A 12,297-nucleotide genomic window follows, 5' to 3' on the forward strand; every position below is an offset into this window, starting at 1 on the left:
GTATTCTGTCAGAAAATTCGCAAGATCGTTCATCCGCACCATCACACCTTGTCGGACTCTTCCTCAAGACGGTCCATTTCAAACAACCGCGCCAGTTCCGCACGGGCTTCCTGGGCGGTCTGCATGACCTTGGCCGCGTCGTCGTACACCGCGTGCTGGGCGGCGAGGACCTGCAGGTCGTGGTTCTTGAACCGGGTGATGCGCGCGTCGGCCTGGGCTTGGCTCAGGCCGAGACCCACCAGGGTGCGGCGGCTCATTTCCAGGCTGGAATAGAAGGTTTCGCGCACCGGTGACGCGTCGAGGTCCACCAAACGGTGGACGTGCTGGCGGTTACGGGCGCGGGCGATGATCTTCATGTGCGGATAGAGGCTGCGCACCAGTTCGGCGGTTTTGATGTTGATCTCCGGGTCATCCATCGCGATGACGAAGAACTCCGCCCGGTCGACCTTGGCCGCGTGCAGGATCTCCGGACGTTGCGGGTCGCCGTAGAACACCGGCATGCCGCCGAAACTGCGGGTCAGCTCGATGGTTTCGACCGAGGTGTCCAGGGCGATAAACGAAATGTTCTGCGCGCGCAGGATTCGCGCAACGATCTGCCCCATGCGGCCCATGCCGGCGATGACCACGCGCGGCGCATCGCTTTCGATGGTGCGGTATTCCTCGGGGACTTCCACGGGTTTGACCTTGGGCTTGAACAGCTTCGGGCAGACCAGCAACAGCAGCGGCGTCACGGCCATCGACAGGGTGATGGTCAGCACCAGGATGTCGTACAGGTGCGGTTCGAACAGGCCTTGGTCGCGGCCGATCTTGAACACCACGAAGGCGAATTCACCGCCTGCCGCCAGCACCACGCCCAGGCGCAAGGCGCTCTCGCGGTTGAGATCGCCCACCAGCCGGCCGACGGCATACAGCAGCGGCAGTTTCAAACCGATCAACAGCAGGGTCAGGCCGATCACCACCAGCGGCGAGCTGAGCAGCAGGCTGAGGTTGGCGCCCATGCCCACGCTGATGAAAAACAGGCCGAGCAGCAGGCCCTTGAACGGTTCGATCTGGGATTCCAGTTCGTGGCGGTATTCCGAGTCCGCCAGCAGCAGGCCGGCGAGGAACGCGCCCAGGGCCATGGACACGCCGACCAACTCCATCAGCCAGGCGGTGCCGATCACTACCAGCAACGCGGTGGCCGTGGACACTTCGCGCAGGCCGGTCTTGGCGACGACGCGAAACACCGGGCGCAACAGATAGCGCCCGCCGATGATCACCACGGCGATGCTGCCGAGGATCTGCAACACGTGCTGCACGCCCTGGGCCTGGGTGCTTGGGTGATCGCCCCCGGCCAGCAACGGCACCATGGCAATCAGCGGGATCGCCGCAATGTCCTGGAACAGCAGAATCGCAAAAGCCAGGCGCCCGTGGGGCTGGTTCAGCTCCTTGCGCTCGGCCAGGCTTTGCAGGCCAAAGGCGGTGGACGACAGCGCCAGGCCCAGGCCCAGCACGATTGCGCTGTTCCACGACTGGCCGAACAGCCACAGCGCGACCCCGCCCATCACCAGGCCGGTGAGCAGCACCTGGGCCAGGCCGACACCGAATACCGCCTTGCGCATCACCCATAAACGTTTCGGCGACAGCTCCAGGCCGATGATGAACAGCAGCAGCACCACGCCCAACTCCGAGAACTGCGCGACGCTTTGCGGGTTGCCGATCAGGCCCAGCACCGACGGGCCGATGATCACACCGGCGAACAGATAGCCCAGCACCGCGCCCAACTGCAAGCGCTTGGCCAGGGGCACGGTCAGCACGGCGGCGAGCAGGAACACCACGGCTGCTTGTAACAGGTTGCCTTCATGGGGCATTGCGAACTCCAAAATCTTTAAAGCCAATCAACAGGCGGCTATTAGAGCGCTTTTTACATGTCGATAATTGTGTTTTTGCAGTGTGGGATCGTGCTGGGCAGGTGTTTTTTTGCTGGGCGACCGCGTTCTCGCGGGCGTGTCTTTCACTGGCTGAGTGTTTTTCCAGGCGCACTGGCGGGCGCGCGGTACAACCCCACGGCCAGCCCGGTGATGATGAGCGCAATCGAGAGCAGGTTGGGCGTGGATATGCGCTCGCCGATGATCAGCATCGAACTGGTCATGCCGAACACCGGAATCAGCAGGGACAGCGGCGCTACGGTGGATACCGGGTATGCCTTGAGCAGTGAGTTCCAGCCCCAGTAGGCAAAGTGCGTGGCCAGGTAGACCTGGAACAGGATGGAACCCGCCGCCGTCAGGTCGAGGTTGGCGCCCACGTTGGCGAACGCTGCGCTGCCGTGCAGCCACCAGGCCATGAGCCACAGCGGAATCGGTGGGAACAGACTGGCCCACACCATGAACGAGAAGATCTCTTTCACGCCCGATTGCTTGATGATCACGTTGCCGACACTCCAGGCCAGCGCGCTGAAGACGATCAACAGAATACCCAGCAGCGCGTGGTCGCCGTGTTGCGTCGCGATAATCCCCGCCAGGCCGGTCACCGCGAGCACGGCGCCGAGCACTTGGGCCCTGCGGATTTTTTCCTGGAACAGCACATAGCCCCAACCCATGCTGAAAAACACGCTGAGTTGGATGATCAGCGAGGCGATTCCCGGGCTGACGCCGACCTGAATGCCGTAGTTGATCACGCCCCACATCCCCAGCCCGAAGATAAGCCCGTAAGCCGCCACATAGTGGAAGCCCACGGCGGGGCGCTTGATGAAAAACACCAGCGGCAGGGCGGCGAGGGCAAAGCGTATGCCGGTGAGGACAAAGGGGTCGATTGCACGCAGGCCCAATTTTGTCAGGGGGAAGTTCACCCCCCAGACCAACGTAACCAGCACAGCAAGCACCAGGTGTTTTTTCTGCATGGGGTTTCCTTTTAGGCAGAGTGCAGCTTCAAAGGCGTCGATGTTAGGCGGCAGGGCAGTGGCCCGCTTGCTATGTCAGGTCAACTTTTGACAGAATCGGGCCATGATGCCGACTTTTGATGCCGACAGCCCCGACGCGCTGGTGACGCTGCGCGAATACCCCTCTGGCACCGTGTTTGCGCGGCACACGCACCCGCGAGGTCAGTTCGCCTACGCTTCCACCGGTGCACTGAAAATGTTTACCGACCTGGGCAACTGGGTGGTGCCGCCGCAGCGGGCGATCTGGGTGCCCGGCGGCGTGCCCCATGAAATGCAGATGCGCGGCGATGTGGTGATGCTCAATACCTACCTGGACGCCGGCGCCGCCGCACGGGCGGGGTTGCAGGCACGCTGCCAGGTGTTTGAAGTGTCGCCCCTGCTCAGGCATTTGTTGCAGGCGGCGCTGGCCATCGAGCCCTCGACCTTACCCAATGCCAGGCAGGCCTGCGTGCTGACGCTGCTGATCGATGAGATCGGAGCGATGCCCGAGTTGCCCCTCAGCGCGCCGTTGCCCCGCGAGCCACGGCTGGCGAGCGCCTGCCAGCGTTTTCTGGAGGCCCCTACGCAACACACTTCGATTGACGAAATGGCCGCGTGGTCGAGCATGAGCCGGCGCACCTTTACCCGCCATTTCCTTGAGAGCACGGGCATGACGTTCGTCGCCTGGCGCCAGCAAGTCTGCCTGCTGGAAGCCACTGCCCGGCTCAGCCACGGCGTGTCCGTCACCGAGGTGGCGTTTGAGTTGGGCTTCAGCAGTGCCAGCGCCTTCACCGCGCTGTTTCGGCGCAACCTGGGCGATACCCCGGCGCGTTATCTGACTAAATCAAAGGCCGCGTCGTTGTTCTGAGGGGGTTGTGGCGTCCGCGCCCGTCAGGATTCACCTTCCTGCGGCTCGCCCTTTGTTACTATCGGCGTCCTTCGTCACCAGGAGTCACCGGCCCATGCAGCACCAGTGGGATGAAATGCACCGTACCCGCAAGCCTACGTTCGTACTGTGCGGCGAGCCTCAGGGGGACGTGCTCAATCTCTATGTTCACGGTTACTCGGCGTTCTTCAACCGGCAGCAACTGGGCAACTTCACGGCGCAACTGGCAAGTATCGAAGGTTCGACCAACCTGATGCTGTTTTGGCCGGCCGGGCATTTTCTGGAAAACCTGTTCGCACCGTTCAAGGACGTGATCACCGCGATGCTCGGCGGCGGCGGCCTGGGAGCGGCGACGGTAGGGGTGGGCAAGGCGATCGGGTATTTTCTCGACCATTACAAAAGTGTCGAGGCGCGGGTGGATGAAGTGGCCCGCAGCCTGTTGCCGGAATTGGCCGAATTCCTCCACGGCGAGTCGCTGCAGGTGCGGCGCATCAACCTGATCGGGCATTCCCTCGGCGCGCGCATCCTGGTCAAGAGCGTGTTGGCCAACCCCGACACTGCGCGCGAACTGCCGTTGAACCATTTGCTGTTGATGGGCGGGGCGATCTGTACGTCGAGCCCTTGGGATGAAGTGTGCGCAGCGCTTTCGGGGCGGGTGATCAACTGTCACTCCAGTAAGGATTGGGCCCTGGCGATGAAACCGGATACCGAGCGTTGCATCGGTCGCTACGCCATCCCGATCACGCCCGCGCTCAAGGCCAAGGTGACCAACGTTCACCTGGCCAGCTTCGATCACGCGGCCTATTGGCCGCAGTTGCAGACGGTGGTGCAGTACACCGACCTGCTGCAGGAGCGACGCGGCATGATCCGCGCCGACCAGCGCAGTAGCGAGGTGCGCTTTGCCGAAGAAGATGACGAACTGTTCCCGGTGCTGGTGCGGGCGCGCCCGGACGAGCTGAAGTTCCTCGCCGAATTGATCGCGCAAAAGCGCAGTGCCTCGATTGATGCCACGGTGCGCGAGCCGCTGAAGTTGGCCATCGAGTTGCAGCGCATGGGCGGCGACAGCTTCATGAACCTCGCCCGGGGGCACGGCGTGGGGTATCGCCAGATCGCCGAGGATGTGGCGCAGCGGCTGGGGATCAGGTTCGATGAACCGATGGAGACCGTCGTGCTGGCGGACATCGAAGCGCAGGTCGCGGAAAAACTCATCGAACAATACAAGGACAAACTCAGCCACGCCGACCGCCAGGCGTTCGACGCCGAGCTTCAGGCGGCGGCGCAAAAGGAGCAGGGCCTGTTCCATCGCATCGATGTCGGCCGTTCGGCCGCCACGGCGTTGAGCGGTACGGCGTTGGCGGGGCTGACCGGGTTCATCCTGCGGCGCGGCGCGGCCACGGCGATTCCGCTGGTGGGCCAGGCGCTGGCGGCGGCGATGTTGCTGGTGAGCGGGGTGCGTGCATTTTCCGGCCCGGCTTATTCGATCACGACCTTGGCGGTACTGGTGATCGGGGTGATCCGCCAGCGCATGGAGCGCGAAGCGTTGAACCAGGAAATGGACCTGGTGGTGCAAGTGGTCGAAGCGTTTGACCTGCCGCGGGACACGGTGATGCGAACGGTTGCATCCGACTGATAAGCTACGGGCTTGTCTAGAGTGTTTGCCTGGGATACTGCGTGAAATTCAGCCTGCCGAAAATCGCTACCGCTCCGTTTTGCCCGCCGGAAGTGGCTGGCTCTGTCATCGTCGACCCCAAGGCGTCGTTTTTCAAACGAATGCTGATGTTTGCCGGCCCCGGCTTGCTGATTTCCATCGGCTACATGGACCCGGGCAACTGGGCCACGGCGATCGAGGCCGGCTCGCGCTACGGCTACAACCTGCTGTTTGTGGTGCTGCTGGCCAGCCTGGCGGGCATGGTGGTGCAGTGCCTGTGCTCGCGGCTGGGCATCGCCACCGGCAAGGACCTGGCGCAACTGTGCCGCGAACGCTACAGCCAACGCTCGGCCCGCACCCAGTGGGTGCTGGCGGAAATTTCCATCATCGCCACCGACCTCGCCGAAGTGCTCGGCTGCGCCCTGGCGTTTCACCTGCTGCTCGGTGTTTCGTTGACCACCGGCATTGTCATCACCGCGTTTGACACGCTCTTGGTGCTGGCCCTGCAAAATCGTGGTTTCCGTCGCCTGGAAGCAATCATGCTGGCGCTGGTCGCCACCATCGGCGTGTGTTTCTTCATCGAACTGGTGCTGATCAAGCCCTATTGGCCGGACGTGTTCAGCGGCTTTGCGCCGTCGTTGTCGGCCATCAGCGATGCCGCGCCGTTGTACCTGGCGATTGGTATCCTCGGTGCCACCGTGATGCCGCATAACCTCTACCTGCACAGCTCGATCGTGCAAACCCGGCTGATCGGCAAAGACCTCGCCAGCAAGCAGGACGCGGTCAAGCTGGCGCGTATCGACACCATCGGCTCCCTGGCCCTGGCCTTGCTGGTCAACGCCGCGATCCTGGTACTTGCCGCCGCTGCGTTCCATAAAACCGGGCATACGGATGTGGTCGAGATCCAGGACGCCTACCATTTGCTCGATCCTCTGGTCGGCGGCGCCTTCGCCAGCATCCTGTTCGGCATCGCCTTGCTGGCTTCCGGGCAGAGTTCCACGTTCACCGGCACCATCGCCGGGCAAGTGATCATGGAGGGCTACCTCGACCTGCGCATTCCTTGCTGGCAGCGACGCCTGATCACCCGTGGGCTGGCGCTGATCCCGGCGTTCGTGGGCGTGTGGCTGATGGGCGACGCGGCCATTGGCAAATTGCTGATTCTCAGCCAGGTGGTGCTCAGCCTGCAGTTGCCGTTTGCGTTGTATCCGCTGATTCGCATGACCGGCGACGCGCGACTGATGGGCCCGTTCGTCAATCGCCTGCCGACGCGCTTGCTCGCGTGGTTTCTGTTTGCGCTGATCAGTGGCGCGAATGCGTGGTTGATCGGGCAGTGGTTGTTTTGATCCAAGGCCCGCGGTGCTGGGGCGCTCTACACCAGGACCGCCAGCGATGTGTATTGGGCAACCTGCGGATCGGCCGTCAATAGCTTCATCGGTTCGCTCAGGGCGGTTGCAGCGATGAGCCGATCGAAAGGGTCTTTGTGATGAGGCTTGAGATCCTTGACCGCAATGGCGTGTTCTGACGTGATGGGGAGTTCGACGAAACCGCTTTGCAGGCAGCACTCACGGACTTCATCCAGATCGACAGTGAGTTTCCCCAGGCCGACCTTGATCGCCAGTTCCCAGAATGTGGCGGCACTGACATAGATCTCTGCGGCATGTTCAATCAGCTTTCGGGCTTTGCTGGAGAGCTTGGGGTCATCGTTCAACGTCCACAATAGGATGTGGGTATCCAGCAGCACTCTCATGAATGAGTGCCCTGGAACGCCGCGATGAGGTCGTCGGACAAAGGCGCGTCGAAGTCATCCGGAATCACCAGCTTGCCTTGCATGGCGCCAATTCGCCGGCCTTTGGATTTTCCAACAGGGACAAGCTGCGCCATCGCTCGCCCATGCTTGGCGATGGTGATGATTTTGCCGGCAGCTGCCTCATCAACCAGTTTTGACAGCGTGTTTTTGGCTTCGCCCAACGGCACTGTAATCATGGGGCTCTCCGCATATTTTGGCCAAATATAGCCAGAACTGCTGGCGCTATCAAAGACAGCCTGACCGCTGGTTGACGCCAACCGTTTTGAGCGCGACGGGTTGCGGTATATGACATCCATGGCATTGCTCCAAACAAGGATTTCGTCGAAGTCTGTCGCAGCGTGCCGGGCTTAGGAATAGTGGCCCGAAAAATCGGAATGGACCTACTTTAACCGCGAGGCGTTTTCCCCATGAGCGTGCTGATCGACCATTTCGGCTGGCTGGGCCACCCGGACATCGAGCTGTCGGGCAGCCGGATCGTGGCAATGGCCTGCCTGGCGCTAGCGCTGGTGTTCATGTACCGCAGCAACGCCCGCACCGACTGATGGGAGGAACCATCCGCGCCGGCCCGCAGTCACTGCTAAAGGTGTCGGCGCCCGCCGCACCGGGACGACCATAACGAAGGAGTCTGACCATGCCAGATACAACCTGTGCCTGCCCACACTGCAAATGTGTGCTGGGAGTGGAGGCGGTGATGAAAGACGGTAAGGGCTATTGCTGCCAGGGCTGTGCCGAACACCATGCCCATGGTGAGCCGTGTGTGGCGCCGACGGGCTGCGAATGCGCCAAGTCGGCTAAAGGCTGAGCGCGGTAAAAATTCGCTCGGCTTGTCGGGCGCTGGTCATTACCATGGCCGCTCACCCTTGCCGGATGTGTTCCCCATGGCCCTGGCCACGCCCCCCGACCTCAGTGATCACGCCGTGCCCGTGCAACCGCTGGCGCGGACCTACCCGCGTGGTTGGTATGTAGAGCCCCATCGGCATGACTGGGGCCAGTTGCTCTATGCCATGAGCGGGGTGATGTGGGTCGAGACGCCACGCGAAGCGCTGGTGGTGCCGCCCCAGCGCGCCGTCTGGCTGCCGCCGGGCGTGGAACACGGGATACGCGTGGTCTCGGATTTGCAGATGCGCAATATCTACCTGCGCCCGGCGTTGGCCGCGACGCTGGACAGCCAGGTGCAGGTGATTGAAGTCGGCGGGCTGCTGCGCGAGTTGATCGTCACCCTGGTGGAGCAGGGCGACAGTGGCGATGCCGGCTATTACGACGCGGTGGTCGGCCTGGCCCTGCTGGAGCTGCAGCGCGCACGCCGCGCGTCAATCCGCATCGCCATGCCGCCGGAGGCCGACCGCCGCCTGGTCAATGCCTGCCAGGCGGTGATGGCGGCGCCATCCCTGGCGATTCCCTTCGAGCATCACGCCGAGGCCGCCGGTGCCAGTGTGCGGACCTTGGCGCGGCTGTTCCAGAACCACCTTGGCATGGGCTTCGCCGAATGGCGCCGCCAGGTGCAACTGGCCACGGCGGTGGCTGAGTTGATCCAAGGCCAGTCAGTCAGCGCGATCGCACGGTCCCTGGGTTACTCGCCCAGCAGTTTCAGCGACATGTTCCGTCGTGAACTCGGTGTGGCACCGTCGCAGTACCGCGGTTGAAGGTTTGGCCGAAATCCTGAAGCACTTGGCCGATGAGGTGGGCGGCGGCTTCCTACACTAAGCGCCATCCAACCACCAGGCGCTGCCCCCATGAGTTACTTGATCTCCCTTGCCATTGGCCTCTTCGTCGGCGTGATCTACGGTGCGCTGGATTTCCGCTCGCCCGCGCCGCCGGCCATCGCGCTGGTAGGCCTGATGGGCATGTTGCTCGGCGAAAAACTGTGGCCGATGGGGCGTCAGTTGGTCAGTGGTTGGTTGTCCTGAATGTCCTTTCCCCTTTGATGGATGCCGCTCATGAAAGCGCTGCAATTTTCCGCCACCGGCGACCTCTCCACCCTGCGTTTCGTCGACGTCGCCACCCCGGTGCCCGCCGCCGGGGACGTGCTGGTACAGATCAAGGCTGCCGGTCTCAACCCCAGCGACGTGAAGAATGTGCTCGGTCGCTTTCCCTACACCACGCTGCCGCGCATTCCCGGTCGCGACTTCGCCGGCGTGGTGGTCGAAGGCCCGCAGGAATGGGTCGGGCAGGCGGTCTGGGGCACCGGACGTGACCTCGGTTTCTTCGCCGACGGTTCCCACGCCCAGTACCTCACTGTGTCGGCCAAGGGCGTGGCGCACAAACCCAACCACCTGAGTTTTGCCCAGGCCGCCAGCCTCGGTGTGCCGTACACCACCGCGTGGGACGCCCTGCAGCGCAGCGCGGTCGGCGAGGGCACGCGGGTGCTGGTCATCGGTGCGAACGGGGCCGTCGGCAGTGCGGCGTTGGCCTTGGCGAAAATCCTTGGGGCGCAGGTACTGGCGGCGGTGCGACGCCCTGAGCAGGCCGAAGTGTTGCAGGCGCAAGGTATCGCCGCGATTACCCTGGGCCAGCCGGAGGATTTGGGCGCGCAGGTCAATGCCGTGTTCAAGGGCGGCGCCGATGTGATCTTCGACACCACGGGGTTCTGGTTGCCAGCCGCCGTGGCGGGGCTGGCGCCGTTCGGGCGCATCGCGATCATCGCCGCGCCGGTCGACGGTCAGGTGCAACTGCCTGCCCTGGCCCTGTATCGCAAGGGCGGTTCGGTGGTGGGGATCAATTCGTTGCTCTACAACTGCGAACAATGTGCGGTGATGCTGGAGCAGTTCGGGCACTTCTTTGACGAAGGGTTGCTGCCGCTGCCGAGCGGCCTGCGCGAAGTGGCGTTGGCCGAGGGTGTGAAATGCTTCGAGGAGGTGAATGTGGGCAGCGCCGATAAGATCGTCTTGCTGCCCTGACGCGCTTGAACAGGTGGGAGCAAACCCGCTCCCACCGGTGGTTTTTGACTAGGCGTCGGGCACGCCTTTTTCCCACGCCGACCAGTGCTTCAGGATCGCCTGGACCAACGGGTTGCCCGTGCGGTACAGGTTCTCCAGCGCCGGCACGAAGCCGCCCTGGTCCGCATATTTGAGCAGGTTATCCACCTCGCTGTAGCCCGGATAAGGTCGGTCGAAATCCGACCCGGCGCGCACCACCGCCAGGCGCTGGATATCCACCAGCCCTTCGCGACTGGCGCGCAGCAGGGCTTCATAGGTGGAGTTGTCTTCCTGCTGGGTGGTGCAGTATTCGCCTTGGTTGTCGGTGAGCAACCGCGTCCAGACTTCGGCGCGCTCGCTCAGGCGCGTGCCGGAGAACCAGGTGTTGCCCGCCAGCGTGTCGCAGCGGGTGACTTGCGGCGGTTGGTTGGCCGGTGCCGCAGGGTAGTGTTTGCGCCAGGCGCTGGATTCCGGGCTTTCCGTCAGCTCAACCTTCTGCGACAGGGCAAACGCCTTGGCCTGCAGTTTCGGGTTCAGCTCGAACACTTCGGTCTTGTAGTCCAGCGGCGGTTTTTCGTTCGGACCCTTGGTGTTGATACCGATGTAGCCGGTCGGCCAGTCTTTGGGCGCGTCCCGCGAATCGATTTCCCACTGGGTGCCGAACTCCACCAGGTAATGCGCCCAGGCGGTGGTGCCGAGGGTGCCGTGCTTGGGGCTGATGCCAGCAATCCCGGCGATCAGAAAGTAGCTCTGGCGCAAGTCGAATTTGGGTGACAGCGCCAACGCCAGGGTGGAGGCGGCGGCGTTGGTCTGGCCCATGCCGGTCACCAGCAGGCAGACGTCTTCGGTATTGCAACGAATCACCGGGTATTCGGCAGACAAGCCCGGCACGCGGACTTCCTGCTTGAGCGCCAGGCGATCGATCCAGGTTTGCGCCTCGGGGGCGAACATGGTGATCAGCATCACCTTGGGCTTGATCGGCGCAGGCGGCTGCGCCAGTACCAGGTGGGGCAGCAGCGCCAGGCCGACGGCCAGCGAGACACGGGTAAACAGACTCATCTAAAACTCCTTGATCAGAATTGGTAGCCTACGCCGGCGTAGTATCCCCAGCCGTTGGAGCGGGCGCGGAAGTTACCGTCGCCGAAATTCAGCTCGCTGCCATCCTCCCAGTTACCGCCGTTGTGAAAGTAACGACCGACCAGAGTGAAGCGCAGGTGGGTGAACGAGTACAGCAGCACGTTGGTCGCCACCAGCGCGTTGGCGGTGCGCGCCGGGTTGTCCTTGTGCAGGTCCGAGCCGAAATCGTAGTTGGTGAAGCCGATATAGGTCAGCGAGGCGCCGTTGTCGAACGTGTCGATGGGCACAATGTACTTCATCTGCGCGCGGTAGCCGTCCCATGCGTATTCATTGCTGGCGCCATAGTTTTCCCATTGGTAACGCCCATAAAAGTTCGCCGACAGGTTGACCCGCGAGTGGGTGTCGATGTCGGTGCCGAGGCCGCTGTATAGCGTGTTGGCACGGTTGGCGGTGTTACTGCCGTGGTCGTAGATCCAGTCAAAGGCCACGTACCATTCCTTGAACGGGCCGATGGCCAGGCTGCGCCCCGCCAGGTAGTCGATGGAGATCCGTGGCTCGTGCTCCATGAACAGCGGCGAGCCATGATCCCATGCGCCTTTGTCATTACTGTTACCGATGCCGAGAATCTTCGGCACGTCGATATAACCGTACAGCTCGAAGGGACCCTTGCGGCCGAAGTACTCGTATTCCAGGTAGACGTCATCGGCCGGCTTGGGGCCGAAGCTGATGTCTTTGCTGCCGATCAATGTCAGGTCCTGGTTGAACCAGTCCGACAGGTACACGCCTTTTTTCGCCGGGCTGGCTTCAGGGCTCAGGGTTTCGCCCTGTGCTGAGTCATCGACGGGTTGTTCCTGCGCCAGAATGGGCGGGCTGAGTACTCCCGTAACGGCGCTCAATAGCAGGGAAACACCAAAGGAAGCGGAATGCCTTGAGGTGGAGTGCATTGAAAATCCCTATTCAGTTGCGGTTTAGACCCGATTCTTCGGGTTGAGGTGAACTTGGCGGCCAAGTTCGTTCCGCAAACGTTTGCACAAGCTGTACCAACTTTACTCAATGGGCTGAATAGCT

The 12,297-nt window shown here is 62.6% G+C and carries 13 protein-coding genes and 1 pseudogene; 8 read left to right on the forward strand and 6 right to left on the reverse strand.

Translation table 11 applies throughout. From position 1 onward, the window contains the following. Positions 1–41: 41 nt before the first annotated feature. Positions 42–1,850, reverse strand: coding sequence for a monovalent cation:proton antiporter-2 (CPA2) family protein (locus C8K66_RS14440; RefSeq protein ID WP_046383058.1), 1,809 nt, complete (start codon positions 1,848–1,850; stop codon positions 42–44). Positions 1,851–1,993: 143 nt separating this feature from the next. After that, entirely contained in the window at positions 1,994–2,878 is an 885-nt protein-coding gene (locus tag C8K66_RS14445) for an EamA family transporter (protein ID WP_079444135.1), read from the reverse strand. Positions 2,879–2,981: 103 nt separating this feature from the next. On the opposite strand from C8K66_RS14445, the gene C8K66_RS14450 reads away from it, so the two are divergent. The 3 genes from C8K66_RS14450 to C8K66_RS14460 all read left to right on the forward strand — a co-directional run bounded on the left by C8K66_RS14450 (position 2,982) and on the right by C8K66_RS14460 (position 6,773). Then, on the forward strand, positions 2,982–3,764 hold the full coding sequence (locus C8K66_RS14450; RefSeq protein WP_079444134.1) for a helix-turn-helix domain-containing protein: 783 nt from the start codon (positions 2,982–2,984) through the stop codon (positions 3,762–3,764). 94 nt (positions 3,765–3,858) lie between these two features. Then, positions 3,859–5,412 carry a DUF726 domain-containing protein gene (locus C8K66_RS14455; RefSeq protein WP_057004362.1) on the forward strand — a complete coding sequence of 518 codons (1,554 nt, stop codon included), beginning with the start codon at positions 3,859–3,861 and terminating at the stop codon, positions 5,410–5,412. 41 nt (positions 5,413–5,453) lie between these two features. Continuing rightward, positions 5,454–6,773 carry an Nramp family divalent metal transporter gene (locus C8K66_RS14460; protein WP_046383062.1) on the forward strand — a complete coding sequence of 440 codons (1,320 nt, stop codon included), beginning with the start codon at positions 5,454–5,456 and terminating at the stop codon, positions 6,771–6,773. 26 nt (positions 6,774–6,799) lie between these two features. Here the strand turns inward: C8K66_RS14460 and C8K66_RS14465 are convergent, their stop codons facing one another. Continuing rightward, on the reverse strand, positions 6,800–7,177 hold the full coding sequence (locus tag C8K66_RS14465; RefSeq protein WP_026140307.1) for a type II toxin-antitoxin system VapC family toxin: 378 nt from the start codon (positions 7,175–7,177) through the stop codon (positions 6,800–6,802). After that, a complete protein-coding gene (locus C8K66_RS14470) occupies positions 7,174–7,533 on the reverse strand; it encodes a type II toxin-antitoxin system Phd/YefM family antitoxin (protein WP_227778671.1) in 360 nt (119 codons plus the stop codon). The genes C8K66_RS14465 and C8K66_RS14470 overlap by 4 nt, the downstream gene beginning before the upstream one ends. Before the next feature lie 111 nt (positions 7,534–7,644). Here C8K66_RS14470 and C8K66_RS14475 point away from each other — a divergent pair. The 5 genes and pseudogenes from C8K66_RS14475 to C8K66_RS14495 form a co-directional block, all read left to right on the forward strand. Next, positions 7,645–7,779: pseudogene (locus tag C8K66_RS14475) on the forward strand (DMT family transporter); the annotation flags it as partial. An 89-nt stretch (positions 7,780–7,868) separates the two neighbouring features. After that, positions 7,869–8,039: a metallothionein gene (locus C8K66_RS14480; protein ID WP_079444133.1), complete on the forward strand. Its 171-nt coding sequence runs from the start codon at positions 7,869–7,871 to the stop codon at positions 8,037–8,039. Between the two features lie 76 nt (positions 8,040–8,115). Then, positions 8,116–8,880 carry a helix-turn-helix transcriptional regulator gene (locus tag C8K66_RS14485; protein WP_104902994.1) on the forward strand — a complete coding sequence of 255 codons (765 nt, stop codon included), beginning with the start codon at positions 8,116–8,118 and terminating at the stop codon, positions 8,878–8,880. 90 nt (positions 8,881–8,970) lie between these two features. Further along, the gene (locus C8K66_RS14490) at positions 8,971–9,144 is read left to right on the forward strand and encodes a DUF1427 family protein (RefSeq protein WP_017849167.1); all 174 of its coding nucleotides are present in this window, start codon (positions 8,971–8,973) and stop codon (positions 9,142–9,144) included. Positions 9,145–9,174: 30 nt separating this feature from the next. After that, positions 9,175–10,134, forward strand: coding sequence for a zinc-binding alcohol dehydrogenase family protein (locus tag C8K66_RS14495; protein WP_108525165.1), 960 nt, complete (start codon positions 9,175–9,177; stop codon positions 10,132–10,134). 48 nt (positions 10,135–10,182) lie between these two features. Here C8K66_RS14495 and C8K66_RS14500 read toward each other — a convergent pair whose 3' ends face one another. After that, on the reverse strand, positions 10,183–11,211 hold the full coding sequence (locus C8K66_RS14500; RefSeq protein ID WP_108525167.1) for a purine nucleoside permease: 1,029 nt from the start codon (positions 11,209–11,211) through the stop codon (positions 10,183–10,185). Between the two features lie 14 nt (positions 11,212–11,225). Further along, entirely contained in the window at positions 11,226–12,173 is a 948-nt protein-coding gene (locus C8K66_RS14505; RefSeq protein WP_057004359.1) for a nucleoside-specific channel-forming protein Tsx, read from the reverse strand. Positions 12,174–12,297 lie beyond the last annotated feature (124 nt).

Source organism: Pseudomonas sp. GV105 (assembly GCF_003058185.1).
Classification (GTDB): Bacteria; Pseudomonadota; Gammaproteobacteria; order Pseudomonadales; family Pseudomonadaceae; genus Aquipseudomonas; species Aquipseudomonas veronii.